The organism is Enterobacter chuandaensis (genome assembly GCF_039718975.1).
GTDB classification, from domain to species: domain Bacteria; phylum Pseudomonadota; class Gammaproteobacteria; order Enterobacterales; family Enterobacteriaceae; genus Enterobacter; species Enterobacter chuandaensis.
The window spans coordinates 877,950-903,693 of sequence record NZ_CP097173.1; the positions used below are offsets into that span (position 1 = coordinate 877,950).

At 52.9% G+C, this 25,744-nt stretch carries 27 protein-coding genes; 6 read left to right on the forward strand and 21 right to left on the reverse strand.

Translation table 11 applies throughout. The features are described from left to right. Positions 1–9: 9 nt before the first annotated feature. The 3 genes from speD to MX657_RS04290 form a co-directional block, all read right to left on the reverse strand. Positions 10–804: an adenosylmethionine decarboxylase gene (speD, locus tag MX657_RS04280; protein ID WP_080328665.1), complete on the reverse strand. Its 795-nt coding sequence runs from the start codon at positions 802–804 to the stop codon at positions 10–12. Then, entirely contained in the window at positions 805–1,674 is an 870-nt protein-coding gene (gene speE / locus MX657_RS04285; protein WP_119916021.1) for a polyamine aminopropyltransferase, read from the reverse strand. Between the two features lie 116 nt (positions 1,675–1,790). After that, complete coding sequence (locus MX657_RS04290) at positions 1,791–2,138, reverse strand: YacC family pilotin-like protein (protein ID WP_014882582.1); 348 nt, start codon at positions 2,136–2,138, stop codon at positions 1,791–1,793. A gap of 145 nt (positions 2,139–2,283) precedes the next feature. Here MX657_RS04290 and cueO point away from each other — a divergent pair, with 145 nt between their 5' ends. Further along, a complete protein-coding gene (cueO, locus tag MX657_RS04295) occupies positions 2,284–3,852 on the forward strand; it encodes a multicopper oxidase CueO (protein WP_346807431.1) in 1,569 nt (522 codons plus the stop codon). A gap of 91 nt (positions 3,853–3,943) precedes the next feature. Here cueO and MX657_RS04300 read toward each other — a convergent pair whose 3' ends face one another. Next, positions 3,944–6,334 carry a glucose/quinate/shikimate family membrane-bound PQQ-dependent dehydrogenase gene (locus MX657_RS04300; protein WP_119916019.1) on the reverse strand — a complete coding sequence of 797 codons (2,391 nt, stop codon included), beginning with the start codon at positions 6,332–6,334 and terminating at the stop codon, positions 3,944–3,946. Positions 6,335–6,542: 208 nt separating this feature from the next. Here MX657_RS04300 and hpt point away from each other — a divergent pair, with 208 nt between their 5' ends. Further along, on the forward strand, positions 6,543–7,079 hold the full coding sequence (hpt, locus tag MX657_RS04305) for a hypoxanthine phosphoribosyltransferase (protein WP_032644976.1): 537 nt from the start codon (positions 6,543–6,545) through the stop codon (positions 7,077–7,079). Between the two features lie 98 nt (positions 7,080–7,177). Here the strand turns inward: hpt and can are convergent, their stop codons facing one another. Further along, complete coding sequence (can, locus tag MX657_RS04310) at positions 7,178–7,840, reverse strand: carbonate dehydratase (RefSeq protein ID WP_013095615.1); 663 nt, start codon at positions 7,838–7,840, stop codon at positions 7,178–7,180. Positions 7,841–7,947: 107 nt separating this feature from the next. On the opposite strand from can, the gene MX657_RS04315 reads away from it, so the two are divergent. From MX657_RS04315 to MX657_RS04330, 4 genes are all read left to right on the forward strand, one after another. Next, positions 7,948–8,874, forward strand: a complete 927-nt coding sequence (locus tag MX657_RS04315) for an ABC transporter ATP-binding protein (RefSeq protein ID WP_119916018.1) — start codon at positions 7,948–7,950, stop codon at positions 8,872–8,874. Beyond that, complete coding sequence (locus MX657_RS04320; RefSeq protein WP_023334536.1) at positions 8,871–9,641, forward strand: ABC transporter permease; 771 nt, start codon at positions 8,871–8,873, stop codon at positions 9,639–9,641. Before MX657_RS04315 ends, MX657_RS04320 begins: the two co-directional genes overlap by 4 nt. Positions 9,642–9,745: 104 nt before the next feature. Then, entirely contained in the window at positions 9,746–10,186 is a 441-nt protein-coding gene (locus MX657_RS04325; protein ID WP_119916017.1) for a PTS sugar transporter subunit IIA, read from the forward strand. Between the two features lie 63 nt (positions 10,187–10,249). Further along, a complete protein-coding gene (locus MX657_RS04330) occupies positions 10,250–11,497 on the forward strand; it encodes a polysaccharide deacetylase family protein (RefSeq protein ID WP_119916016.1) in 1,248 nt (415 codons plus the stop codon). A gap of 1 nt (position 11,498) precedes the next feature. On the opposite strand, the gene MX657_RS04335 is transcribed toward MX657_RS04330, so the two are convergent. The 16 genes from MX657_RS04335 to thpR form a co-directional block, all read right to left on the reverse strand. Continuing rightward, the gene (locus tag MX657_RS04335) at positions 11,499–12,563 is read right to left on the reverse strand and encodes a fimbrial protein StkG (RefSeq protein ID WP_346807435.1); all 1,065 of its coding nucleotides are present in this window, start codon (positions 12,561–12,563) and stop codon (positions 11,499–11,501) included. Positions 12,564–12,576: 13 nt separating this feature from the next. Next, positions 12,577–13,185: a fimbrial-like protein gene (locus tag MX657_RS04340; protein WP_119916014.1), complete on the reverse strand. Its 609-nt coding sequence runs from the start codon at positions 13,183–13,185 to the stop codon at positions 12,577–12,579. Positions 13,186–13,198: 13 nt separating this feature from the next. Next, positions 13,199–13,762 carry a fimbrial protein gene (locus MX657_RS04345; RefSeq protein WP_346807437.1) on the reverse strand — a complete coding sequence of 188 codons (564 nt, stop codon included), beginning with the start codon at positions 13,760–13,762 and terminating at the stop codon, positions 13,199–13,201. A gap of 26 nt (positions 13,763–13,788) precedes the next feature. Beyond that, a complete protein-coding gene (locus MX657_RS04350) occupies positions 13,789–14,364 on the reverse strand; it encodes a fimbrial protein (RefSeq protein ID WP_119916012.1) in 576 nt (191 codons plus the stop codon). A gap of 28 nt (positions 14,365–14,392) precedes the next feature. Further along, positions 14,393–16,987, reverse strand: a complete 2,595-nt coding sequence (locus MX657_RS04355; protein ID WP_346807439.1) for an outer membrane usher protein — start codon at positions 16,985–16,987, stop codon at positions 14,393–14,395. Positions 16,988–17,067: 80 nt separating this feature from the next. After that, positions 17,068–17,811: a fimbrial chaperone gene (locus MX657_RS04360; protein WP_119916010.1), complete on the reverse strand. Its 744-nt coding sequence runs from the start codon at positions 17,809–17,811 to the stop codon at positions 17,068–17,070. An 81-nt stretch (positions 17,812–17,892) separates the two neighbouring features. After that, positions 17,893–18,501 carry a fimbrial protein gene (locus MX657_RS04365; RefSeq protein WP_119916009.1) on the reverse strand — a complete coding sequence of 203 codons (609 nt, stop codon included), beginning with the start codon at positions 18,499–18,501 and terminating at the stop codon, positions 17,893–17,895. Between the two features lie 251 nt (positions 18,502–18,752). Continuing rightward, positions 18,753–19,133, reverse strand: coding sequence for an aspartate 1-decarboxylase (gene panD, locus MX657_RS04370; protein ID WP_014168672.1), 381 nt, complete (start codon positions 19,131–19,133; stop codon positions 18,753–18,755). Positions 19,134–19,165: 32 nt separating this feature from the next. Next, positions 19,166–20,017, reverse strand: a complete 852-nt coding sequence (panC, locus tag MX657_RS04375) for a pantoate--beta-alanine ligase (protein ID WP_217479535.1) — start codon at positions 20,015–20,017, stop codon at positions 19,166–19,168. Positions 20,018–20,028: 11 nt separating this feature from the next. After that, the gene (panB, locus tag MX657_RS04380) at positions 20,029–20,820 is read right to left on the reverse strand and encodes a 3-methyl-2-oxobutanoate hydroxymethyltransferase (RefSeq protein ID WP_217479536.1); all 792 of its coding nucleotides are present in this window, start codon (positions 20,818–20,820) and stop codon (positions 20,029–20,031) included. A gap of 123 nt (positions 20,821–20,943) precedes the next feature. Continuing rightward, positions 20,944–21,423 carry a 2-amino-4-hydroxy-6-hydroxymethyldihydropteridine diphosphokinase gene (gene folK, locus MX657_RS04385; RefSeq protein ID WP_336239212.1) on the reverse strand — a complete coding sequence of 160 codons (480 nt, stop codon included), beginning with the start codon at positions 21,421–21,423 and terminating at the stop codon, positions 20,944–20,946. Continuing rightward, on the reverse strand, positions 21,420–22,817 hold the full coding sequence (gene pcnB / locus MX657_RS04390) for a polynucleotide adenylyltransferase PcnB (protein WP_208861685.1): 1,398 nt from the start codon (positions 22,815–22,817) through the stop codon (positions 21,420–21,422). Before pcnB ends, folK begins: the two co-directional genes overlap by 4 nt. 42 nt (positions 22,818–22,859) lie before the next feature. Next, the gene (gene gluQRS, locus MX657_RS04395) at positions 22,860–23,750 is read right to left on the reverse strand and encodes a tRNA glutamyl-Q(34) synthetase GluQRS (protein ID WP_333017285.1); all 891 of its coding nucleotides are present in this window, start codon (positions 23,748–23,750) and stop codon (positions 22,860–22,862) included. Positions 23,751–23,809: 59 nt separating this feature from the next. Then, on the reverse strand, positions 23,810–24,265 hold the full coding sequence (dksA, locus tag MX657_RS04400; protein ID WP_001155232.1) for an RNA polymerase-binding protein DksA: 456 nt from the start codon (positions 24,263–24,265) through the stop codon (positions 23,810–23,812). A 176-nt stretch (positions 24,266–24,441) separates the two neighbouring features. Beyond that, positions 24,442–25,146, reverse strand: coding sequence for a DNA/RNA nuclease SfsA (gene sfsA / locus MX657_RS04405; RefSeq protein WP_119916005.1), 705 nt, complete (start codon positions 25,144–25,146; stop codon positions 24,442–24,444). After that, positions 25,136–25,690: an RNA 2',3'-cyclic phosphodiesterase gene (gene thpR / locus MX657_RS04410; protein WP_119916004.1), complete on the reverse strand. Its 555-nt coding sequence runs from the start codon at positions 25,688–25,690 to the stop codon at positions 25,136–25,138. The genes sfsA and thpR overlap by 11 nt, the downstream gene beginning before the upstream one ends. Positions 25,691–25,744 lie beyond the last annotated feature (54 nt).

A 25,744-nucleotide genomic window follows, 5' to 3' on the forward strand; every position in this document is an offset into this window, starting at 1 on the left:
GGGCAACACTTACACGGTCGGAATATTGCGGCCGTAGTAGATTTCGCGCATCTCTTTCCAGAGCAGGTCGGTAATGACCTTACGCTCTTCTTCGCTCAAATCTTCCGGCCTGGTGTGGAACATGTAGTGCTTAAGGTCGAACTCTTTAAGCATCATCTTGGTATGGAAGATGTTTTCCTGATACACGTTCACGTCCATCATGTCGTACAGTGATTTCATGTCCTCGGACATAAAGTTCTGAATGGAGTTTATCTCGTGGTCGATGAAGTGCTTCATGCCATTGATATCACGGGTAAAACCGCGTACGCGATAATCAATGGTGACGATGTCGGATTCCAGCTGGTGGATTAAATAGTTCAGCGCGTTCAGCGGTGAAATCACGCCGCAGGTCGACACTTCAATATCCGCGCGGAAGGTACACAGCCCGCCTTCGGGGTGGCTTTCCGGGTAGGTGTGAACGCAGATATGGCTTTTATCCAGATGGGCGACGACCACTTCCGGCAGCGGGCCCGGGTGTTCGGTTTTGTCGATAAGCTGCGGGTCGACCGGCTCTTCGCTGACCAGAATGGTCACGCTGGCGCCCTGAGGCTCATAATCCTGTCGGGCGATGTTCAGGATATTGGCACCAATAATCGAGCAGGTTTCTGACAGGATCTCGGTCAGACGGTTGGCGTTGTAGAGTTCATCGATATAGGCGATGTAACCATCGCGTTCTTCCGCTGTTTTGGCATAGCAGATATCGTAAATACAAAAACTCAGGCTTTTGGTCAGGTTGTTAAAGCCATGCAGTTTAAGCTTTTTCAATTAGCTCACCCCCTTAGTGGATAATGCGTCTTGCAGGTACTGCGGTAAAGCAAACGCTGCGGTATGAATAGCCGGATTGTAGTAGCGGCACGTGAGCCCGGCCTGATGGAAGCGGGCCTGGATAATTTCGGTGGAGAGATGACGCAGCACGTCGTTATCCGTCGCCCAGGCAAAGGTCATGATCCCGCCGTAGTACGTCGGAATGGCCGCCTGATAGAAGCTGACGTCGCCGAAATAGGTGCTCAGCTTACGATGGCTGTCGAGGGCTTCATCCTGCTGCAGGAAGCAGACGCCGTTTTGCGCCACAAAAATGCCGCCAGGGTTCAGGCAACGTTTGCAGCCTTCGTAGAACGAAGAGGTAAACAGCGACGCGCCCGGGCCGATAGGGTCGGTACAGTCGGAGATAATCACGTCAAAGGTTTGCGTGGTTTGATTAACGAAGTTAACGCCGTCGTCAATCACCAGCTTGAAGCGCGGATCGTCATAGCTACCGGCATTGTGGTTGGGCAGGTACTGGCGGCAGAAAGAGACCACGCCCGCATCGATTTCCACCATGGTGATGGTTTCAATGGACTGATGGCGGGAAACTTCACGCAGCATTGCGCCGTCGCCGCCGCCGATAATCAGAACATGCTTCGCGTGTCCGTGGGCCAGCAGCGGGACGTGGGTCATCATCTCATGATAGATAAACTCATCCCGCTCGGTCGTTTGCACGACGCCATCCAGCGCCATGACGCGGCCAAAGGCGGCATTCTCGAAGATGATCAGATCCTGGTGATCGGTTTTCTCATGATAGAGCACGTTATCAACGGCAAAGTACTGACCAAACTGGTCATGCAGTGTTTCATGCCACAACGTGTGGTCGGCCATACGCGGACTCCTCCTTTGTTAACATCCGTAACACTCACAAAAAATGAGCGAAACATGATAGCTAACTATAACCGTGGTTGCACGGTTATAGGTTTAACAGGGGGGCGTCGGGAAGATTATTTAACGTAGGCGAGCAGGCTGAGTGAATCGCGAGCCAGCGCTTTGCATTTTTTAGCCGTGGGAATGCCAATACCGCTCAAGTCACGGTAGCTGTCTTCACCGAGCGCCTTCATGTCAAAGCTGTCGTAGTTGCTGAGATCCCACTGGTTTTGCTGGGCAAAAAAGACCAGCGCGCGGCGAATTTGCCCGTTGGGTAAATTCTGGTAGCCACAATCATTTTTCAGGAATACAAAAACCGCCGTTAAATCGGCCATATCTTCCGCTTCATTTTCACTGAGCGCATAGCTGTTCGCACACATTGCCATCAGGCTACCGAACAAAATTGTCCTGAAAAACGTCTTCATTGCTTCTACCACTTCTTCACGGAAAATTAACGTTAGCATACTTGATGCCAGTGCGACGATCTTTATTATTGCCGCCGTGCTTGACCTTCCGGTAAGGGGAGGGTTTATGCTCAAAAGATCGCCGGCTGGAAATAAGGAAATGAACATGCAACGTCGTGATTTTTTAAAGTATTCCGCTGCGCTGGGGGCTGCCAGCGCATTACCACTCTGGAGCCGCGCCGTTTTCGCGGCTGACAGGCCTGCCTTACCCATCCCTGACTTACTGACCGCAGACGCCCGTAGCCGTATTCAGCTCGTTGTTCAGGCCGGTAAAACGACCTTCGGCGGGCACAGCGCGACAACGTGGGGCTATAACGGCAATTTGCTCGGCCCAGCGCTTCAGTTACGCAAAGGGAAAGCGGTGACGGTGGATATCCACAACACGCTCGCCGAGGAGACGACCCTGCACTGGCACGGGCTGGAAGTGCCGGGCGAGGTGGACGGCGGGCCGCAGGGCGTCATCAAGGCCGGTGGTACGCGCAGCGTCACTTTTACGCCGGATCAGCGTGCGGCGACCTGCTGGTTCCATCCGCATCAGCACGGCAAAACGGGCCATCAGGTGGCTATGGGGCTGGCGGGGCTGGTGCTGATTGAAGACGATGAAAGTCGCCTGCTGCGCCTGCCGAAACAGTGGGGCATCGACGACGTGCCGGTGATTGTGCAGGACAAAAAATTTACCGCCGACGGGCAAATTGACTATCAGCTCGACGTAATGAGCGCGGCGGTCGGCTGGTTTGGCGATACGCTGCTGGCCAACGGCGCGATCTATCCGCAGCACGCGGCCCCGAAGGGCTGGCTGCGCCTGCGCCTGCTCAACGGCTGCAACGCCCGCTCGCTAAACTTTGCCGCGAGCGATAAACGCCCGCTCTACGTGGTGGCGAGCGACGGCGGCCTGCTGCCGGAGCCGGTGAAGGTGAGCGAGCTGCCGATGCTGATGGGCGAACGCTTTGAGGTGCTGGTGGATATCAGTGACGGCAAACCGTTTGACCTGGTGACCCTGCCGGTCAGCCAGATGGGGATGGCCGTGGCGCCGTTTGATAAGCCGCATCCGGTGCTGCGCATTCAGCCGCTGCTGATTACCGCCTCCGGTACGCTGCCGGATACCTTAGCCGCGCTGCCAGCACTCCCGTCTCTTGACGGGCTTACGCAGCGCAAACTCCAGCTTTCCATGGACCCGATGCTCGACATGATGGGCATGCAGGCGCTGATGAAGAAGTACGGCAATCAGGCCATGGCGGGAATGCACCACGGCCAGATGATGGGCCATATGAATATGGACCACGGCAAAATGGGCGGCATGGGGAACATGAATCACGGCGGTCACGGGTTTGATTTCCACAACGCCAACATGATCAACGGCAAAGCGTTTGATATGAATACGCCGATGTTTGCTGCCACGAAGGGGCAATTCGAGCGCTGGGTGATCTCCGGCGAAGGCGACATGATGCTTCACCCGTTCCATATCCACGGCACGCAGTTCCGCATTCTGTCTGAGAACGGTAAAGCGCCGGAAGCGCATCGAGCAGGCTGGAAAGATACGGTGAGAGTGGAAGGCGGTGTCAGCGAGGTGCTGGTAAAGTTCGACCATGAGGCACCGAAGGAGTTTGCCTATATGGCGCACTGTCATCTGCTAGAGCATGAAGATACGGGGATGATGCTGGGGTTCACGGTGTAAATCAGCGCGGCCTGATGCCCTCACCCCGGCCCTCTCCCACGGGGAGAGGGTGCAAAAACTAAAAACGGCAACCGAAGTTGCCGTTTTGCTTTTATTTTGCGTCGTCCGGCAACGCATACGCGACAATATAGTCGCCCATCTTCGTGCCAAACGAACCGTGACCACCCGCAGAGATGACAACGTACTGCTTGCCATTCACTTCATAGGTCATCGGCGTTGCCTGTCCACCGGCTGGCAGACGGCCTTGCCACAGTTTCTCACCGTTGGTCATGTTGTACGCGCGCAGGTAGTTATCTGCGGTTGCCGCGATGAACAGCACGTTACCGGCGGTGGAGATTGGGCCACCCAGCATCGGCATACCCATATTGAACGGCACCGGAACCGGCATCGGGAACGGCATGCTGTCCTGTGGCGTACCAATACGTTTTTTCCATACGATCTGGTTGGTTTTCAGATCCAGACCTGAGATATACCCCCAGGCAGGCTGTTTACACGGCAGACCAAACGGAGACAGGAACGGGTTCAGGGTCACGCCAAACGGTACGCCATACTGCGGCTGGATACCGGCTTCGGTACCGCTGCCTTTCGCGTCTTTCGGCTGCTCCATCGGGTTACCCGGACCGCGAGGGATCAGACGGGAAACGAACGGCAGCGCCATTGGGTTGGCAATCGCCACCTGACGGTTAGGGTCAACGGAGATACCGCCCCACTCGAACATCCCCAGGTTGCCCGGGAAGACCAGCGTGCCTTGCTCAGACGGCGGCGTAAAGATGCCTTCATAGCGCAGTTGATGGAACATTACGCGGCACACCAGCTGATCAAACATAGTGGCACCCCACATGTCTGCACCGCTGAGGTCTTTCTTCGGACGGAAGCTCAGGTCAGAGAACGGCTGCGTTTTGGTGACGTAGTCGCCCTTGGCCGCACCCTGCGGGACCGGTTTTTCCGGTGCAGGCACAACCAGCTCGCCGTTACGACGGTCCAGCACGAAGATGTTGCCGGTTTTCGCCGGGGCGTAAATCACCGGCACGGTTTTGCCGTTAACGGTAATGTCCGCCAGCGTCGGCTGGGACGGCATATCCATGTCCCACAGATCGTGGTGAACGGTCTGGTAGCTCCATGCCAGTTTACCGGTCGTCGCATTCAGCGCCAGGATAGAGCTGGCATAACGCTCCTGCTCCGGCGTGCGGTTGCCGCCCCAGATGTCCGGCGTGGTGACGCCCATCGGCAGGTAAACCAGGTCCAGCTTCGCGTCATACGCTGCCGGTGCCCAGGAGTTCGGCGAGTTGAAGGTAAAGGTGTGCTCGTCCGACGGGATCGCGTTTGGATCTTTCGCACCCGGGTCGAAGGCCCACAGCAGTTTACCGGTGTTCACGTCAAAACCACGGATGACGCCGGAGGTTTCGCGCGTGGAGAAGTTATCCGTTACCGAACCGGCAATCACGATGGCTTTATCGGTGATGATTGGCGGTGAAGTTGGTTCATACAGACCCGGCGTGGTGTCCGGCATGTTGGTCTGCAGGTTCAGGATGCCTTTGTTGGCGAAGGTTTCGCACAGCTTGCCCGTTTCGGCATTGATGGCGAACAGACGGCCATCGTTCACCGGCAGCATAATGCGGCGAGGACAGTCGGCAATGACTTCCGGGCTGGCATTATCGGCACGCGCTTCGTGGTAAGAGACGCCACGGCAGGTGATGTGCTGGAACGACGGGTTAGAGTTCAGCTGTGGATCGAAGTGCCATTTCTCTTTACCGGTGGCCGCGTCGAGCGCGAACAGACGCTGGTGCGCCGTACACAGGTAAAGCATGTCGCCCACTTTAATTGGCGTCACTTCGTTGGTCAGCTCGCCCGGATCGTTCGGCATTTTCAGGTCGCCGGTACGGAATACCCAGGCTTCCTTCAGGTTTTTCACGTTATCGGCGTTGATCTGCTTCAGCGGGGAGTAACGTTGACCTTCCTGGTTACGGCCATACGCTGGCCAGTCGCCGTCCGCCACCTGCGAGATAGCCGCAGCAGGCGTGGATTCCGCGTTCAGCGTACCGTTGATCTCCTGCGGATCGTTAAAGCCGGCCCAGGTCAGAATGCCGCCGCTGATTAACAACGCCACCAGCAGGGCCGCAACCGCACCGCTGGAAGGGACAATCAGGCGACGCCAGACGAACGGCAGGATCAGCCAAATACCGAAGAAGACCAGGATATCGCTGCGAGGCGTCAGTGCCCAGAAGTCGAAACCGACTTCCCAGACGCCCCAGATCATCGTGGCAAGGAGGAGTGCGGCATACAGCCACAGTGCGGATTGTTTTCTACGCCAGAGCAGGACGGTTACGCCAAGCATAACCAGGCCCGCAATCGGGTAGTACCAGGAGCCGCCGATCGCGACCAGCCAGACGCCACCGATTAACAGGTACAAGCCGCAGAAGGCGGCGAATAACGCTGTTAGTGTCACCAGTAGACGCGGCTGTTTAGAGTTTGTTTCAGCCATAGAAAGTGTACTCGTCAGTTTTTGTTAATAATTTGCTAGCAACTAATTATAGGTATTAACAAGTGTGATCGGAATCACAATATTTGCTTTTTATAACTCATACGCCCCGGTTATCCATTTACTGGTATAATGGCGGGCTTGCGTATCAATGCCGGAGATTAATTCATCTGCATTGAGAGATTTTCATTAAAATCATATGGTTAGCAATATGAAACATACTGTTGAAGTGATGATCCCGGAAGCCGAGATCAAAGCGCGTATCGCCGAACTGGGTCGTCAAATCACCGAACATTACAAGGACAGCGGCAGCGAAATGGTGCTGGTCGGTCTGTTGCGTGGCTCTTTCATGTTCATGGCGGACCTGTGCCGTGAAGTGCAGGTGCCACACGAGGTCGATTTTATGACCGCCTCCAGCTACGGCAGCGGCATGTCCACAACCCGTGATGTGAAAATCCTGAAAGATCTGGATGAAGATATTCGTGGCAAAGATGTGCTGATCGTTGAGGACATCATCGACTCCGGCAACACCCTTTCAAAAGTGCGCGAGATCCTGAGCCTGCGCGAGCCAAAATCACTGGCGATTTGTACGCTGCTGGATAAACCGGAGCGTCGTGAAGTGCAGGTGCCGGTTGAGTTCGTGGGCTTCTCCATCCCGGACGAGTTCGTGGTGGGTTACGGCATTGACTACGCGCAGCGTTATCGTCATCTGCCGTATGTTGGGAAAGTGGTATTGCTGGACGAGTAATTGCGGTTTTTTGCCCGGTGGCGCTACGCTTACCGGGCCTACGAAGGCATATGTAGGCCGGGTAAGGCGCAGCCGCCACCCGGCTTTTTAACGACCACTTATTTATGATTGACGTGCTTAAGCTTGAGGTTGGCAATCCCCGAACGGTAACGCTGCTCCAGCGTTTCGCGGTTGGTGGCGGTTACTTCCAGATTGCGCAGCAGGCCATCATGAATACCATACGCCCAGCCGTGGATAGAAACCTTTTGCCCGCGCTTCCACGCCGACTGCATGATGGTTGAATGCCCAAGGTTATACACCTGCTCCATCACGTTCAGCTCGCACAGGGTATCCATGCGGCGCTCCTGCGGCATTTCACCCAGCAGTGAGCTATGTTTGAACCAGATATCGCGGATGTGCAGAAGCCAGTTATCAATTAAACCCAGCTCCGGGTTTTCAACCGCCGCCTGCACGCCGCCGCAGCCGTAGTGGCCGCAAATAATGATGTGCTCGACTTCCAGAACGTCAACGGCATACTGAACCACTGAAAGGCAGTTGAGGTCGGTGTGAATCACCAGGTTGGCAACGTTACGGTGAACAAACAGTTCGCCGGGTTCGAGGCCGGTCAGGCGCTCGGCAGGTACGCGGCTGTCGGAACAACCAATCCAGAGAAAGCGCGGGTTCTGTGCCTGTGCGAGTTTTCCAAAAAATCCGGGGTCTTCCTCCACCAGCATTTTTGACCATAGTGCATTGTTGCTGATGAGTGTATCTATGTTGTTCATGGAGGTTAGCGACCTGTAACCGAGTAATTGCGTTGCGCTACTATAGGGTAACCCGACTTTTAATGAAACCACACAACGTGTGTAAGAACTGAAGGTAAGTTAAATTCATGGCAATTGCACTGGAGCTTGAGCAGCTTAAAAAAACCTATCCGGGTGGCGTTCAGGCGCTACGCGGGATAGATCTAAAAGTAGAGGCCGGGGATTTTTACGCGCTTCTGGGGCCGAATGGAGCGGGGAAATCCACCACCATCGGGATCATCAGCTCGCTGGTGAACAAATCCTCCGGCCGCGTCAGCGTGTTCGGATACGATCTGCAAAAAGATGTGGTCAACGCCAAGCGCCAGCTGGGGCTGGTGCCGCAGGAGTTCAACTTTAACCCGTTTGAGACGGTGCAGCAGATCGTTGTTAACCAGGCGGGGTATTACGGCGTCGAGCGTAAAGAGGCGCTTGAGCGTAGCGAAAAGTACCTGAAACAGCTCGATCTGTGGGAAAAGCGTAACGAACGTGCGCGCATGTTGTCCGGCGGAATGAAGCGCCGCCTGATGATTGCCCGCGCGCTGATGCATGAGCCGAAGCTGCTGATCCTCGATGAACCGACCGCGGGCGTGGATATCGAACTGCGTCGTTCCATGTGGGGCTTCCTGAAGGATCTCAACGACAAAGGCACCACCATCATTCTGACCACCCACTACCTTGAAGAGGCGGAAATGCTGTGCCGCAACATCGGCATTATTCAGCACGGCGAGCTGGTGGAAAACACCTCAATGAAGAACCTGCTCTCCAAGCTGAAATCCGAAACCTTCATTCTCGATTTGGCGGCAAAAAGCGCGCTGCCAAAGCTGGAAGGGTACCAGTATCGCCTGGTGGATACCTCGACGCTGGAAGTGGAAGTGCTGCGCGAGCAGGGGATCAACAGCGTGTTCTCCCAGCTGAGCGCGCAGGGGATTCAGGTCTTAAGCATGCGTAACAAAGCGAACCGACTGGAAGAGCTGTTTGTCTCTCTGGTGCACGATAAACAAGGAGACAAGGCATGACGCATCTTTACTGGGTCGCGCTAAAAAGTATCTGGGCGAAAGAGATTAACCGCTTTATGCGTATCTGGGTGCAAACCCTGGTACCGCCGGTCATCACCATGACGCTCTATTTCATCATCTTCGGTAACCTGATCGGTTCCCGGATTGGTGAGATGCACGGTTTTACCTATATGCAGTTTATCGTCCCGGGCCTGATCATGATGGCGGTGATCACCAACGCCTACGCGAACGTGGCCTCGTCGTTCTTTAGCGCCAAATTCCAGCGCAACATTGAAGAGCTGCTGGTGGCGCCGGTGCCGACGCACGTCATTATTGCCGGTTACGTGGGTGGCGGCGTGGCGCGTGGTCTGTGCGTGGGGATCCTGGTGACGGCGATTTCGCTGTTCTTCGTGCCGTTCCAGGTGCATTCGTGGCTGTTCGTGGCGCTGACGCTGCTGCTGACGGCAATCCTGTTCTCGCTGGCTGGATTGCTGAACGCGGTGTTTGCTAAGACGTTTGACGACATCAGCCTGATCCCGACCTTCGTGCTGACACCGCTGACCTATCTCGGCGGGGTGTTCTACTCCCTGACGCTGCTGCCACCGTTCTGGCAGGCGCTGTCGCACCTGAACCCGATTGTCTACATGATCAGCGGCTTCCGCTTTGGCTTCCTCGGCATCACCGATGTGCCGCTGTTTACCACGGTGGCGGTGCTGGTGGTGTTTATCATCGCCTTCTACCTGCTGTGCTGGTATCTGATCCAGCGCGGGCGCGGGTTGCGTAGCTAGCCTTCTGCCCGGCGACGTTCTGTTTGCCGGGCACTTTCTTTGACAGTTATCACCGAAAGCTAACCTTCACTCCGCTAAACTACTTGCCTGCTAAGGAGAAAGTTATGCTGGGATGGGTTATCACCTGCCACGATGAACAGGCACAGGAAATACTGGATAAGCTTGAAGCCAGATTTGGTCCGCTGGTGCAATGCCGCGCGGTTAACTACTGGCGCGGGCTAAGCACCAATATGCTCAGCCGGATGATGTGCGATGCCCTGCATGAAACGGACACCGGTAATGGCGTGATATTTCTCACCGACAGGTCAGGGGCGGCACCTTACCGTTCCGCGGCGTTAATGAGCCACAAGCACGATAACTGTGAAGTTATCTCGGGTATCAGCCTGCCTCTACTCGAAGCCATGTATCCACTGCGCGCTACGTTAAGCAGCGCTGAGTTTCGTCACGCCATTGTGGCGCAGGGCGCGCCGGGCGTGAGCAGCCTGTGGCACCAGCAGCAGAAGAACCCGCCTTTCGTTCTGCTTCACGATCTGTATAAGCATTAAACATTGGTATTGATGTCGCTTTTGCTACAATGGCGACTGATTTCCCGTGTCGATTTATATCCTATGTTCATGCGCGTTATCTTTATCCTTTTGCTGCTGGTTTCCGGCGGGGCGTCTGCCAGCCTGTTAAGCCAGCAGAGACTTCCTGCTCAATATATGCAAACGACTGAGGATGCTGCTATCTGGTCTCAGGTGGGTAACTCCGTAGTTAACGTGGGCAATATCCGCGCCGGGCAGATCCTCGCGGTCTTTCCGGCCGCGGCGGATTATTACGAATTTCGCTTCGGGTTCGGCACGGGGTTTATTGATAAAGAGCATCTGGAGAAAGTGCAGGGCAAGCAGCGCGTGGAGGACAGCCTGGGCGACCTGAACAAGCCGCTCAGTAACCAGAACCTCATCACCTGGAAAGATACGCCCGTCTATAACGCGCCCAGCAGCGGAAGCGCGCCCTTTGGCATCCTTAGCGCCAACCTGCGTTATCCCATTCTGAACAAACTTAAAGACCGTCTGAATCAGACCTGGTATCAGATCCGCATCGGCAACCGCCTGGCCTGGATTAGCAGCCTGGATGCGCAGGAAGATAATGGCATTCCGGTTCTGACCTACCACCATATTCTGCGTGATGAAGAGAACACCCGTTTTCGTCATACCTCCACCACCACCAGCGTGCGCGCGTTCAGCAACCAGATGACCTGGCTTCGCGATCAGGGTTACACCACGCTGACGATGTACCAGCTGGAAGGATACGTGCGTAATAAGATGAACCTGCCCGCGAAGGCGGTGGTGATTACCTTTGACGACGGCCTGAAGTCGGTGAGCCGCTACGCGTATCCTGTCTTGAAAGAGTACGGCTTCAACGCGACGGCGTTTATCATTTCCTCGCGTATTAAAGGCCACCCGCAAAAGTGGGACCCGAAATCGCTGCAGTTTATGAGCGTTCAGGAAATTAAGGGCATCCAGGACGTGTTCGACATTCAGTCGCATACTCACTTCCTGCATCGCGTGGACGGGTATAAACATCCGATCTTACTGAGCCGCAGCTATCACGTGATCCTGTTTGATTTTGAGCGTTCTCGCCGCGCGCTGGCGCAGTTCAACCCGCGTGTGCTGTATCTTTCGTATCCGTTTGGCGGCTATGACAATAAAGCGATAAAGGCGGCGAATGATGCCGGTTTTCATCTGGCGGTGACGACGGTGAAAGGGAAGGTGAAGCCGGGGGATAATCCGTTCTTACTGAAACGTCTGTATATCTTAAGAACGGATTCGCTGGAGACCATGTCGCGGCTGATCAGCAATCAGCCGCAGGGGTAGATTATTCGTAAGTGATCTGGAAGGTGATGTTGGAACCAAATGCTCCCACGGTAACCGGGTCGCTACCGATTTTGACCACCTGGGCAGTGAAGGGGGCGTCAACAAAGTAAACTGGATCGCCCGCCATTTCTGAATGCGAAATCAAGGTCTTAAAATCTGCTTTCAGATGAGAGTAGTGGTAGGGTTGTGCCAGTTTTACACCCACCCCTTCTGCAGCAACAACGCCTCCCCCGCCAACCGAGTTCGTGAAATAACTTTTGTCTGCGGTAACGTGCGTGGAAGTCGCTACAGCCCAAACCTGGGTTGTATTTGAACATGTCCCTGAAATTTTAAACTCGACAGGCGTTGTATTGCCATGTTCAACATCTCCTACGAACCAATCACCAAGATCGACAGTAGCAGGTGCACGCATAGCACAGGTTGGCCGGTTTAACGGAATGTTGAATGACATCTGAGACATACTCACATGCGAACGCGGGTGATCGTCCTTCTTGAGTTCATCAGGGTCGCCGACAACAATTTGACCGATTGGTCCGCTGTTTGCGGTCAGGAAATTCTCATCAACTGGCACACCGGTAAACCCGTTTGTCTGCCAAAACTCCATACGAACATGCCAGTTTTTCTCCTGGAGCATGTCATAATCATAACCGACAATACCTGTTCTATAAAATGCGTTCGGGCTTGGAGGAAACCATGCCGTTACGCCATTGCCATCTGGAAAAAACGCCAGCGTGTAGTAAATCCCTGGGATGTTGGTGCGAAACATGGCTTTGCCATCTATTTCCCCTTCCAGCATGGTATTATAGGTTGACTGGTAAACATCTGCGCCATCATCACCGCCTGCGCAGTGCGATCTCAATGTCGGTGTTGTCTCCATAATAATAGTGGTGCTGATCTGTGTTGGGGTGGTTACCGTGCCGACTGGCAAAGGGGTGATGACAGGCTGCGTACCCGGAGACATAATCAACACATCGTCCGTGCCCGCGTAGAATTTACACTCGTAAGCTTGCGTTGCGCCAGAAATACCGAACACAAAAAATGCTAATATATTTAGGTACTTATTCATTAAAAAAATCCCTTTATTCGTAACTTACATTCACCAGAACAGAGCTCATTACCATTCCGCTAGTGATGGGGCCTGTGTTCTGATAACGCGCGTAAAATCCATAATCCTTTATATAACTTTCACTGTTTCCGCTGACACCATAAATAACATTAGATGTGCCATCGCTGTTCAATACATTCGTGTTAAACTTGTCAGAGAATATAACGATACCCACATTCTCAGCCGCGCCGGCCGTTGCTTCATTTTTAAATACCTGGTTGTGGTCACTCCAGAAACCATTTTGCGGGGCAAAACTAAATTTCAGTTGATTAATATTCCCGCCGTCTTCACTGCTCGCATAGCAGTTATCAACGTGAATAGTAAAAGGGGTTCCGGCTTCATCATCGGTTGGCGATAAGCGATCGCTTTTATCGCTGTTATAAAACCAGTCTCGTGTGACGGTCGGCAAATAAATCTCTCCGCCATTTTCAACGCTCAACTGGCATGTATTATTAACAATATTTGCTGTCAGGTTTACATCAACACCTGAACTTGCCTGGCTTACGCCAGGCAGAATATAACCAGCCAGACCGATAAGCAACATCAGACCGGGCTGGTGTAAAGTAAACGCTGATAGTTGCATAGTATTTCCTGAATTACGGGTACGCGATAGTGAAGGTGATTGGCGCGGAGACGGCACCAGTACCGACATCAGCGATACTTCTGTCTTTAGCGATAACGATGCGTGAGTTCATTGGGAACTCACCTGCACCATCAGTAATGGTGACCTCTTGACCTGCCGGAGGACGCTTGCAACTCATCATTACGCCCGTGTCGACCATCCCTGACCAGATTTCGAAGCCTGTCGCTAGTCCTGCAGTATAGGAGTCGCCATCAACATTGGGGCCAGAGCAACCACTGCCGGCGCCTGGTGCAGAGGATACCGTGGCCTTCGTCACGCCAGAACAGTTAGTGAAGGTGATTTTGAGCGGCTCGACGCGGGTTTTGTTAACAAGATCCGATTTGTATACATCGCCAAACGCAATTTCTGTAGATGCTGTTCCTGCGCCATTAATCACTTGTGCTGTACATGTGCCCGATACCACTTTTGTTTGAATCGTCAATTCTGCACTACTGGTGCCTGTAATTGCTGCACTGGCCATTCCAGAGAACAGAAGGGCAGAAACGGACAGGGCGATAAGGGTTGATTTAAATTTCATAATGTTGCTCCGTTGTCCTGCGTCAATCACTCGTAGCTAAATTCAAAAGTGGCCACGGCCTGAAAATCACCAATGGTCATACTGTCTGCCTGGGTTTCACGCAATGTAGCGACTAAAGGCACTTCTTTATTTTGAATTTCCGTTGCGCTCCAGACCAGACGTTCTGCATCCACGGTGGAGTTAATCTTAAAAGGCGCATCCGGTGTGCTGGCTCTGGCAATTTCAACCGCAGAGAAATCTGCGCCACCGTTAGCTTTCGTAATCTGGTTAACGAGCCCGGTAGCTAAATTTCCTGATGCTGTTCCTTTCACCGTGGTTTTTAATGCCGTCAGCGATGATGGGCACTCAACCATCATGATTTTAAACGTTCCATTCGCGGTACCTGCTTTGACATCATCGATACGCACCTGGCCATTGTTGCCCAGGATAAGTGTTTGCTGTGTATCAGAGCCTGTGCCTCCCGCCAGTTTCATATCACAGGTAGTTTCACGGATATTCGCTGTGAAATTCACATTAAGATCCGTGCCTTCGGCAAGTACCGAACTTGATAAAGCCAGCATCGTAATGGCAACGACTGGCAGGCTAGAATGATTTTTTTTCATACTTACTCTCATCTATTTTCCTGAATAATTACATTTGGCACTGTTGATTACTGAGTACCGTTGTAAGTCCTACTTTTTGAGCTTGTGGTGAAACGCTATAATGCACATCACATTGATTGTCCTTATCACTTCCCCAGACAACATGAAGCGTGCCTTCATCTTCGACACCGCGAATATATGCCTGGCCGGCCTGTCCTACGGTACCTACGGATTCATTTTTTTCATTCAGGACGTCAGCACCCAACGGAATAAACCCTTTATCGGTACGCTGGAGTTCTAAAATATAAGAACGACCTTCATTCGTTTCAAAATCAACCAGTACAACGGAACCGCTTCGCGGGACTGTGATTTCACTAGTGTTTATTATTTCAACGTCAGTTTCGAGAGTGCTGATATCCAGATATACCCGGTTTTCACGATATGCTGACATATACGGTAAAATACCGTAGCCAGAGCCATCAATTTGACTGCTGCCGAAACCAATGCCTGCACCTTTCGCACCACTGGCTTTTACCAACGCCAGTGCATCGTTGTCACCAATACTTCCAGGTGCAAAGGCGATACCGCCTGAATGCAATACCATTCCGCCGTTATAGGAAGCAGAATATTGTTTGCTGTTATCGTCACCGAATGAAGCTGATAATCCAAGAGGACCATACATACTATTCCATGAACCATAACCACTGAACTGGTTCAGATTGCCGTAATTACCGCTGTTAGTGGCAGCGCTGACAGAATAACTTATTTTATTATCCTGTGTGTTTCCGCTCGCAGAGGTGTTATAGCTTGTGCCACCTTTAAGATCGGAGCGTAAGCCCATATTAATATTAGAGAAACCACCCGAACGTGAACCGTCATGTGAAAATACATTTAACGGAACGCTAAGGCTTAAATACACGCTGTCGTCTTTTTTACCATTCTGATCATAGGTTCGCTGTAATGACAGGCTGTAGCTGCCATACGTGAAACTGTTGTTATATCCAATGTTGTAGTTAGACGTTGACCCGGAGGCGTTCCAGTAATCCTGCCATGTGCCGCTGATATATAGAGAGCCATAACTCTCTTCGCCTGCGTTTAGCGGCTGGTTAAGACTAATTTGTACCTGATTTTTGGTACGCTGGTAGTCATCATAAAGCGCTTCGTTTGAGTCATAGCTACGGTTAGCGTATTTCTGATGCTTAATACTGTCCTGAAGCTGAGCCGCATCGTTAAGGCTTAGATAATCTTCAGTCGAGAATCGATACGCAGCTACGTTAAAAGAGGTATCTGTAGCCTCAATCATTTTACTGTATGTTAAGCGATAACTTTGACCGCTTAATGTATCCAGCCCCTCAATCTGCGCACGAGACTGGGTAATATCGACGGCAAAAGCACCAATGCGGGTATTCATCGCCAGACCGATAATTCCGGCATAAAAATCCATATCGGTATACTGCGCACCAACGTAACCCGTGAAGGTATTATTCAGGCCGTAATACAGCGTGCCATAGCCAACTTTAGGTGCTTCAATCAGTGACTTGTCATTTAATTCACCCAACCCGATGTCCCAGCGAGAAGCACCAGGGCGAAGCATTTGAGTCACCGAAGAAAAAGGCACAGTAAAGGAGCGTTTACTGCCATCCGCTTCTTCAATCGTGACCAGCAAATCATTGCCGTATCCCGTGGTACTCAGGTCGTTTATCTCAAACGCGCCAGGGGGGACCGAGGTTTCATAAATTTTATTACCGCTCTGTGTAACGCTCACTTTTGCGTTACTGTTCGCAACACCCCGGATGACCGGCGCGTAGCCTGTTGAGCCCATAGGCAGCATGCGGTCATCACTGTACATACGTGCGCCGCGCAGGCTCATGGAGTCAAACGCTTCACCGCGCGTGTACGAATCGCCCACAACGAATTGTGCACTGAGTGGGGTCACATCACGTTGCAAATAAACATCCTGACTGGAATATTTTGAGCCGCTATCTTTATCCCAGTTGAGGTTGCCGCGTGACCGCAGACGCCAGGGTCCCATATTGAGCCCATAGCGTAACCCCATATAGGCGCTTTCCGACGTGCTGCCACCATTCTCGCTGTGCCAGGCGTTCATGTCGTAAGAAACCAGCGCGGCAGGAATACCGTTTTCCCAAAGCGAAGGGTCAACAAAGCCTGCAGGGCGTTTCAGTACATAGATCTGTGGGAACGTGAGATCCATCGTCTGCTTCCCGCTGTCATAGTTAGCCGCAGCTCCGGGGTAAGCTTTTTTAATGTCAACACATACTGTGTTGTCGTCTTCCTGCTGTTTATCCAGCGTACTTGTGTCCACACCTGCTTGTGCCAACAGCAGTTTTGTCAGGCATGCTGTAGCACGGGGAGTTCCGTTATCTTTAAATGTCACCTCGACGGTCGATTTTAATTTACCGTTCAGGTTAATCTTGATTCGATATGTCCCTGGTAACACGGGGTTGCCATGCGCAAAACGGTTAATATCAATATTTCCGCTACCGTTAAGAAGAAACTGATCGTTGAATTCAATAGCTTCTTCATTTTCTGGTGCGTCATCTACTGATGCAGTATTTTCTGCAAGGGCGTAGAATGGCAATGCCGCACTAATTGCAAGGCATAAAATAGAATGTCGAAATAACATGATACATCCACTTAATCAGTGCAGATAATATTATCCGCAGCGTTAATGCTATCAATTATAATTTATAAAGGATGTTCGATTCATTTAAGCCCAGCCGTATGATGATCTGTGCCGCCATAATCGTTAATCGTGTCAAACTCCACGCTGCCGCTTACTGCGGAAGACAAGCCTTTGATCACCATCGTCGCATCACTAAACGGTTGAACGGATTGGTGTACGGCGTCATAGGTTTTTTGGCTACTTTTCATTTTCACCGAAGAAACGGATACGTTGTAAGGTGAATTGTTGTGAGCCACGAGTTTGACCGTGTTGCCTTCTTTCATCTGCGTCCAGGTTAACTTCTCGGCCGCATCGCCTGGCGTTCCTTTTAAACCATCAGGACGGTAAAAGAATTTAATTCGTGTTCTGAATGCCAGTTGCAACTGGTTAAGGTTTTCTTTACCGGTTGCTTTAGATTTAGGTGGGATCTCGAGGACGTTGAACCAGAATAAAGATTCACGATCCTGTGGCAATGGTGTACCAGTGTAAGTAATACGTACTGATTGGCCTTTTTTAGGGTCAATTCGTGATACCGGGGGCGTAATGATGAACGGTAACTTAAGTTCTTGTGGGTTTACATCGCTACGGCCATCATCCAGCCATGTCTGAACCAGAAGCGGTTTATTACCATGGTTATCAAGGTTAACCACAACATCTTTTGATGATTGCGGATAGACAATTCGGGTGCCTGAAATAACAATATCTGCACTTGCGTTAAACGCAATAAATAGTGACGAGGCGAGCAGTAAGGATTGAAAACCCTTAACGAATGAAAACGTAGACATTTTTCCACTTCCTTTTGGAATTTTACAAACAATCCCTCACTGTTAAATGAGGGATTGTTAATTTTAAATTTTACGAATGTATTATTCGTAAATCATGGTGAAGGCAACCTGCGCCTGCACGGTACCCGCAGATACCGGGTTAGACGCTGCATCCCAACCCTGACCCTGGGTATAGGCTACGCGGTAGTAAAGGTTACCCGCGCCAGTTGCTGCATCGATATCGGCTTTCTGGGTGTTGTTGGTCTGGTCAACTTTAATTTGATCGGTAGCAGTATTACCGTCGTTTGACAGTACCAGGTTAACGTTCTTAGCAGAACCCTCAGCATTGGCTGGTGGAACCAGCAGACCACCTTCAGTGGAAGAGGAACCTGCCCAGGAAGAGAACTGTGCGGAAGCTTTCTTAACGGTTTCAGGATCACAACCTGTCAGCGACAGGGAGAATTTCTTCTCGCCCAGGGTACTAGTGGTACCCAGCGCATTTGCGAAGTCACGTACAAAAACAGTATCCAGCGTAACGTCGAAGTCGTTACCGTTCTGATCGATCTTCTGATCAAGAGAAACCTGGCAGGTATTGTTAGAAACCATACCGTGGAAAGTGATAGTGCCAGTGTCAGAATCTGCTGCTACTGCAGAACCCGCAGCCAGAACCGATGCCATTGCAATTGCCAAGCCATAATTTTTAAAAGTCATCTTAATATCCATATTGGTAGAAACAGTAAACTCAAAAAAGTCTTTTTGAAATTAAATTTCGAGGCGAATTCTAGGAGCTTTTTCTTTTGAAATATACGGGGTACACATGACTTAAACTTAATCTATAATTAAGTTAATTTAATGTTTGGATATTGTGATTGAAGAGAAGGGAAGGGGTTATATTAAATAATAATTTATGGGTGGAGACCCATTCATTAAATAAATAATGAATGGGCGGTATAGCAAAACTATCATGCAACCTGCACAGGAATCGCCTTCGCAGTGCGTTTCATTTCGTTGTCGCCCTCAAAGTAGGCGACTTTAGGCTGCCAGCGACGCGCTTCTTCGTCAGACATCATCACGAAGCTGGCGATAATCACGATATCACCCACGTCAGCGCAGTGTGCTGCCGCGCCGTTGACGGAGATGATTCTGGAGCCGCGCTCGGCGGCAATGGCGTAGGTCGAGAAGCGTTTGCCGTTGTTAACGTTCCAGATATCAATCGCTTCGTTTTCAAGGATACCCGCCGCGTCGAGGAAATCCTGGTCAATGGCGCAGGAGCCTTCATAGTGCAGGTCGGCCTGAGTGACTTTCACACGGTGAAGCTTACCTTGCAGCATTTTGCGAATCATTACGTTTACCTTTAATTATCAAGGGTGAAGAACTACACCAGCTCAACGACTTTATTGTCAATCAGGCGTGCCTGGCCGAGCCATGCCGCCACCAGAATCACCGCGCGTTTGCTGATCTCTGTCAGTTCAAGCAGGGTATCAGCATCGCGGATTTGAATATCGTCAGCGCGGAAGCCTTTGTCGTTCAGCGCCTGCTCTGCAAGGGCGACGATCTCTTCTGCGTTTAGCTCTTTCGCCAGCAGCTGTTCCGCCATGGTGTTCATGACCTTGCTTAAGCCCGGCGCGATCTTGCGCTGGTCAGCGGTCAGGTAGCCGTTGCGGGAGCTGAGCGCCAGACCGTCTTTCGCACGCACAATCGGTACGCCGACGATCTCGATATCGTAACCCATGTCAGCAACCATCTTGCGGATCAGCGCCAGCTGCTGGAAATCTTTCTCGCCAAAGCAGGCAACGTCCGGCTGCACCAGATTGAAGAGCTTGCTGACGATGGTGGAAACGCCGCGGAAGTGGCCAGGGCGGCTTGCGCCTTCCAGCATGGTGGAAATGCCCGGAACGTCAACATACGTTGCCTCTTCCGTACCCTGCGGATACACGTCCGACGGCGCCGGAGAGAAGACAATATCCGCATGGCGTTTTTTGAGCTTCTCGCAATCTTCCTGCAGGGTGCGCGGATAGCGAGCCAGATCGTCGGCGCGGTCAAACTGCATTGGGTTAACGAAAATACTGACCACCACGATATCTGCGCGGGCTTTTGCTTCGTCGACCAGCTTCATATGGCCATCGTGCAGGTTGCCCATGGTCGGGACCAGTGCGATACGTTTACCTTCCTGACGCGCGCGACGAATATGCTGGCGGAGCAGCGGCAGGGTTTCAATGATTAGCACAACGAGACTCCTTAATGGAAACTGTGTTCTTCACCCGGGTAAACACCGGATTCAACGTCGGCAATATACTGCCTGACCGCAGCGCGCATGTCGCCCGCTTCAGTGAGGAAATTTTTGGCAAATTTGGGGATATGCCCGCCGGTAATACCAAAGGCGTCGTGCATCACCAGAATCTGACCGTCGGTGACGTTGCCTGCACCAATACCAATCACCGGTATGGAGAGCGCGTCGGTGATGCGTTTCGCCAGCTCAACCGGCACGCACTCCAGCACCAGCAGCTGTGCGCCTGCGGCTTCCAGCGCCAGGGCATCGTCAAACAGCGTCTGCGCCGCATCGCCACGGCCCTGCACCTTATACCCGCCAAAGATGTTGACGGACTGCGGGGTCAGGCCCAAATGACCGCACACCGGTACGGCGCGTTCGGTGAGCTTTTTCACCGTCTCCACCAGCCAGGCGCCGCCTTCAATTTTGACCATGTTCGCGCCCGCGCGCATCACCGCCGCCGCGTTTTCAAATGCCTGCTCTGGCGTGGCATAGGCCATAAACGGCAGGTCGGAGAGCAGCAGGCAGTTCGGTGCGCCGCGGCGCACGGCGCGGGTATGGTAAGCGATATCCTCAACCGTGACCGGCAGGGTGGAATCATGTCCTTGTACCGTCATCCCTAACGAATCTCCGACCAGCATGACGTTGATACCCTCTTCGGCAAACAGTTTTGCGAAGCTGTAGTCATACGCGGTGATGGTGGCGAAGCGTTTTTTTTCCTGTTTGCATTTTTGCAGTAAGGAGATGGTGGTTGGTTTCATACTGTTTCCTGATAGCCCAAAAGCGAATCTTTGCGCATTCTAACAGTAACATTCGAGGGAACAATGATTTTAGGCAACCGATTAACCACAATTATTTAGCGGCTAATCGGTGGAGGAAAAGGATCACCAGCGAGCGGGTTTTTCCGCGTTGAGGTTGTCCAGAATGACCCTGAGCGGGATGCCATCCGGGAAGGTGAGATCGGGCGCCACTTCAAAGAGCGGCCAGAGCATAAAGCCGCGGTTTTTCATGTCGTAATGCGGTACGGTGAGGCGTTCCGTATTAATCACCTCATGGCCAAACAGCATAATATCGAGGTCAAGCGTGCGCGGTCCCCAGCGTTCGGCTTTGCGAACGCGGCCCTGCTGCAGCTCGATGCGCTGGGTGTTGTCCAGCAGCGTTTCGGCATCGAGGGACGTTTCCAGCACCACGGCGGCGTTCAGATAATCAGGCTGATCCTGGGGGCCGAGCGGCGGCGTGCGGTAAAGCGAGGAGACCGCCACAATACGGCTTTGCGGGATCTCACCCAGCGCCTGTACGGCAGCGTTAACCTGCTCCAGCGGAGAGGCTAAATTGCTGCCGATGGCGATATACGCGAGGGTCATGCTGTCCCTTCACGACGCGGCGCGCGTTTGCGCGGACGACGATGACGGCGACGCGGTGCAGGCTCTTCATCCAGACCGGTCAGCATATCTTTCTGCTCCGGCGGGGCGGAAACCTGGAATTCAGCCCACCACTGCGCCAGGCGCTGCAGCTCCTGGTTACGTTCGATTTCCGCACGCAGCGACAGCAGGTCAAAGGCGGCGCGGAACTTTGGATGCTCCATCAGCTTCCAGGCGCGTTTGCCCTGACGACGGGACATGCGCAGCTGAAGCTGCCAGATATCGCGCACCAGCGTGGTAATGCGTTTCGGAATAGCGAGCGTGCGGCACCCTTCGTCCAGCACGTCGTTTGCGGCCAGCGCGAAGGCATCGTAATAGGCGAGGCCGCTCTCCTGGGTAATTCTTTGAGCCGTTTCCAGCAGCGGGTACCAGAACATTGCCGCAAACAGGAACGCCGGGTTCACGCGCATGTCGTTATGGATGCGGGTATCCGTATTTTTCAGCACCTGCGCAATCATGCGCTCCATTGGGCTATCACCATTTTCGGTGAAGTAGCGGGTAATGGTCGGGAATAGCGGCTGGAAAAGGTTGTATTCGCGCAGCAGAGTGTAGGTTTCAAACCCGTAGCCAGCCTGCAGAAGCTTCAGCGCCTCTTCGAACAGACGGGCAGGCGGCACGTCGTTGATCAGTGTTGCCAGACGCGGGATCGGCTCTGCGGTTTCCGGGCTGATGCGCATGTTCAGCTTGGCGGCAAAACGCACGGCGCGCAGCATACGCACCGGATCTTCGCGGTAGCGCGTTTCCGGTGTGCCGATCAGGCGGATCAGACCCTCTTTCAGGTCCTGCATGCCGCCGACGTAATCGCGCACGGTGAAATCCGCCACGCTGTAATAAAGGCTGTTGATGGTGAAGTCGCGGCGTTGGGCATCTTCTTCGATGGAGCCGAAGATATTGTCGCGCAGCAGCATGCCGTTCTGGCCGCGCTGTGACGTGGTGCGATCGGATGCGCCCGCTTCGTGGTGGCCGCGGAAGGTTGCCACTTCGATAATTTCCGGCCCAAACATCACGTGAGCCAGACGGAAACGGCGGCCAACGAGACGGCAGTTACGGAATAATTTGCGCACCTGCTCGGGCGTGGCGCTGGTCGTCACGTCGAAATCTTTCGGTTTTTTGCCCAGAAGTAAATCACGCACCCCACCGCCAACGAGATAGGCCTCGTAGCCCGCTTTATTCAGACGATAGAGCACCTTGAGGGCATTTTCACTGATATCTTTGCGGGAAATATTGTGCTGCTCACGCGGAATAACCGACATGTGTGGCTGTGCAATAGCATCGTTCGCCATGCTCTCTTCGCGGCTTAGCACTTTACGGCAAAAATTAGCGACTCGGGTAAAAATGGTACACCTCGTAGTGTGTTTTGTTATGAAAAAAGCGGCTAATCATAGCTCAGCGCAACGCATTTGAGAATGCTGGATTTTTGGCACTGCCGTGAGCGTCCAGTTGGCAATGGCTATTTTCAGCAGTTCGTCAATGCGCAGATCCTGCCATTCGTTGGTTACATTCTGGTTGAGAAATCGCAGCGCGTCGATCAAAACAGGACGTGGATCGCCGTCTGGCAGGGCCGGAGCGTGGTTTTGCTTGGAGAGCTTAACGCCCTGCGCGTTGACCGCCAGCGGCAGATGAATGTAATCCGGCGCCGTCCAGCCAAACTGATGATAAAGCGAGATTTGCCGTACGGTCGGTTCGACCAGGTCCGCCCCGCGCACAATTTCCGTGACGCCCTGAAAATGATCGTCGACCACCACTGCCAGGTTATACGCAAACAGACCATCACGACGGTGGATAATAAAATCTTCACATGCCAGACGTTCATCCGCCTGAATCTCACCGGAGAGCCGATCGTGGAAGCGGGTGACGGGCGCGCGCTGTAGCAAGCGTACGGCGGCATTTTCCGGGGGAAGATTCAGCAGACGGCAGTGGCCGTCATAAACCCCTCCTACGCCTTGAATACGCGCGCGGGTGCAGGTGCAGTTATAAGAGAGCCCCTGAGCGCTAAGCCATGCCAGGCGTTCCCGATAAGCCTCATGACGTTGTGACTGCCACAGAACGTCGCCGTCCCAGTGAAGACCGTAATGTTCCAGCTGACGCAGAATGGTGTCTGCAGCACCGGGAACTTCACGCGGAGGGTCGATATCTTCGATGCGGACGAGCCATTTGCCCTGGCTGGCGCGAGCCTGCAGGTAGCTGCCGAGCGCGGCAATTAATGAGCCGAAGTGTAATTCACCGGAAGGAGATGGCGCGAAGCGCCCGATATAGTGTGATTCAGACATATCAACAGTAACAAGGCGGGAGAGACTCCCGCCTTTGGAGTGTGTAAACAGCGCTGGTATTAACCGGCCATCTGTTTTTCGCGGATTTCGGCCAGCGTTTTACAGTCGATGCACAGATCGGCGGTTGGACGCGCTTCCAGGCGACGAATACCAATTTCAACACCGCAGGATTCGCAGTAGCCAAAATCTTCGTCTTCGACTTTTTTCAGCGTTTTCTCGATCTTTTTGATCAGTTTGCGTTCGCGGTCACGGTTACGCAGTTCGAGGCTGAACTCTTCTTCCTGAGCGGCACGGTCGACCGGATCCGGGAAGTTAGCAGCTTCATCCTGCATATGAGTAACGGTGCGATCGACTTCATCCCTGAGTTGATTACGCCATGCTTCAAGAATACGCTTGAAGTGCGACAGCTGGGCTTCGTTCATATACTCTTCGCCCGGCTTCTCTTGATACGGCTCCACCCCAGCGATGGCGAGAATACTCAGGGACGATGTTTTACGGTTTTGCCCTTCTTGCATGTTGCTTCTCCTTAACACGCACTATCGATCCCCGTGTTGGGGGAAAAATCAGGTCGCTATAAATAGCAGATGCTTTTCCGTATGGCAATTATCTAAACGTAACACTTGACAAGCCTGTGAGGAAAAGCGTATTTGCGCACGCGGCCAGAACACTTATTCATCAATCGTCTAATCCCTTATAAGACAATGGGAAGAGAGGATCTCAGAGTCATATTATCGGCAGAAAGTTCCGCTTTATAAGCTAAAACCTCTACCCCCTGCTTTTGTGCCTCATTCAACAGTTGTGCGTATTTAGGATCGATATGGCGGGCAGGGGAAAACCGTACAATCGCTGAGTGCAATACCGCAAACAGCAATACGGCGCGTTTGCCCGCCGCCGCAACACTCATCAGCTCCCGCAGATGCTTCTGCCCGCGTAGCGTTACCGCATCCGGAAAGAAGCCATTTTCCTGTTCCGCTAACGTTACTGATTTTACTTCAATATAGCACTCAGGCCGGTCTTCCGCCTGTAACATGAAGTCAATTCTGCTGCCTTCATCGCCATATTTCACTTCGCTTTTATGCGTACCGTAACCCACCAGTTCGGGAATAGTGCCATGAGTCAGTGCTTCCTTAACCAGCTGATTTGCGCGCAGAGTGTTAACACAAATAAATGCCCCGTTTTGCGTCTCGGTCATTTCCCAGGTATGGGGATATTTACGTTTAGTATTTTCTGAAGTGGAATACCACACCGTGTCACCCGGCGTGGCGCAGCCGGTCATGGCGCCGGTGTTGGGGCAGTGCAGAGTAAGCGCTTCGCCTTCTGGCGTCACCACGTCCGCGAGGAAGCGTTTGTAGCGTTGGATCAGCGTGGCAGATTGTAGTGCAGGGCTAAACTTCATCAGGATTCCTTGTGGTGTCGCCCAGCGTCCAGCGCTGTAGCGGCTTGTAACGGGTGCGTCCCTGTGCAAAGACGGATTCGTAAAGCGCGAACTCATTGACCGGAATAGCCCAGTGAAAACCCGGCGGCGGAATGGCAACGGCCTGACCCGCATCGCGCAGCAACGTGATATGCGGATGAAACGGCTGTGGGCTCTGATAACAGCCGCTGCGCGCTGCCTGCGCGCGCAGCATATTCGCCAGCTGTAATAAGCCGCGCGGCGGCTGGCGCGTCCCCATCCAGACCACGCGCGAACGCAGCCACTGACCCGCATCATCAAGGTGCAGCGTAAACGGTGGCTGAGAAATTCGCCCGGCCATGGCGGCTAACGCCCGCTGTTTTTCGGCACTGACGTCGCCCAAAAAGGCCAGCGTCAGGTGCAGGTTTGCCGCCGCTACAGGGCGGCCAGCTTCCGGCGGGAAGTGTTCAGCGCGCCAGCGTACAATTTGACGCTGTATTGGAGTGGGCAACTCAATGGCAAAAAACAGCCGTTTCGACTCAGACATACGGGGGACTCGGTAATGATATGCGCCGATGCTACAATGTACGCCGACTAATGT

Coding starts and splice junctions, on each gene's coding strand:
- speE (WP_119916021.1), bottom strand. CDS start 1,674: ATGGCCGACCACACGTTGTGGCATGAAACACTGCATGACCAGTTTGGT.
- MX657_RS04290 (WP_014882582.1), bottom strand. CDS start 2,138: ATGAAGACGTTTTTCAGGACAATTTTGTTCGGTAGCCTGATGGCAATG.
- cueO (WP_346807431.1), top strand. CDS start 2,284: ATGCAACGTCGTGATTTTTTAAAGTATTCCGCTGCGCTGGGGGCTGCC.
- MX657_RS04300 (WP_119916019.1), bottom strand. CDS start 6,334: ATGGCTGAAACAAACTCTAAACAGCCGCGTCTACTGGTGACACTAACA.
- hpt (WP_032644976.1), top strand. CDS start 6,543: ATGAAACATACTGTTGAAGTGATGATCCCGGAAGCCGAGATCAAAGCG.
- can (WP_013095615.1), bottom strand. CDS start 7,840: ATGAACAACATAGATACACTCATCAGCAACAATGCACTATGGTCAAAA.
- MX657_RS04315 (WP_119916018.1), top strand. CDS start 7,948: ATGGCAATTGCACTGGAGCTTGAGCAGCTTAAAAAAACCTATCCGGGT.
- MX657_RS04320 (WP_023334536.1), top strand. CDS start 8,871: ATGACGCATCTTTACTGGGTCGCGCTAAAAAGTATCTGGGCGAAAGAG.
- MX657_RS04325 (WP_119916017.1), top strand. CDS start 9,746: ATGCTGGGATGGGTTATCACCTGCCACGATGAACAGGCACAGGAAATA.
- MX657_RS04330 (WP_119916016.1), top strand. CDS start 10,250: ATGTTCATGCGCGTTATCTTTATCCTTTTGCTGCTGGTTTCCGGCGGG.
- MX657_RS04335 (WP_346807435.1), bottom strand. CDS start 12,563: ATGAATAAGTACCTAAATATATTAGCATTTTTTGTGTTCGGTATTTCT.
- MX657_RS04340 (WP_119916014.1), bottom strand. CDS start 13,185: ATGCAACTATCAGCGTTTACTTTACACCAGCCCGGTCTGATGTTGCTT.
- MX657_RS04345 (WP_346807437.1), bottom strand. CDS start 13,762: ATGAAATTTAAATCAACCCTTATCGCCCTGTCCGTTTCTGCCCTTCTG.
- MX657_RS04350 (WP_119916012.1), bottom strand. CDS start 14,364: ATGAAAAAAAATCATTCTAGCCTGCCAGTCGTTGCCATTACGATGCTG.
- MX657_RS04355 (WP_346807439.1), bottom strand. CDS start 16,987: ATGTTATTTCGACATTCTATTTTATGCCTTGCAATTAGTGCGGCATTG.
- MX657_RS04360 (WP_119916010.1), bottom strand. CDS start 17,811: ATGTCTACGTTTTCATTCGTTAAGGGTTTTCAATCCTTACTGCTCGCC.
- MX657_RS04365 (WP_119916009.1), bottom strand. CDS start 18,501: ATGACTTTTAAAAATTATGGCTTGGCAATTGCAATGGCATCGGTTCTG.
- panD (WP_014168672.1), bottom strand. CDS start 19,133: ATGATTCGCAAAATGCTGCAAGGTAAGCTTCACCGTGTGAAAGTCACT.
- panB (WP_217479536.1), bottom strand. CDS start 20,820: ATGAAACCAACCACCATCTCCTTACTGCAAAAATGCAAACAGGAAAAA.
- folK (WP_336239212.1), bottom strand. CDS start 21,423: ATGACCCTCGCGTATATCGCCATCGGCAGCAATTTAGCCTCTCCGCTG.
- gluQRS (WP_333017285.1), bottom strand. CDS start 23,750: ATGTCTGAATCACACTATATCGGGCGCTTCGCGCCATCTCCTTCCGGT.
- dksA (WP_001155232.1), bottom strand. CDS start 24,265: ATGCAAGAAGGGCAAAACCGTAAAACATCGTCCCTGAGTATTCTCGCC.
- sfsA (WP_119916005.1), bottom strand. CDS start 25,146: ATGAAGTTTAGCCCTGCACTACAATCTGCCACGCTGATCCAACGCTAC.
- thpR (WP_119916004.1), bottom strand. CDS start 25,690: ATGTCTGAGTCGAAACGGCTGTTTTTTGCCATTGAGTTGCCCACTCCA.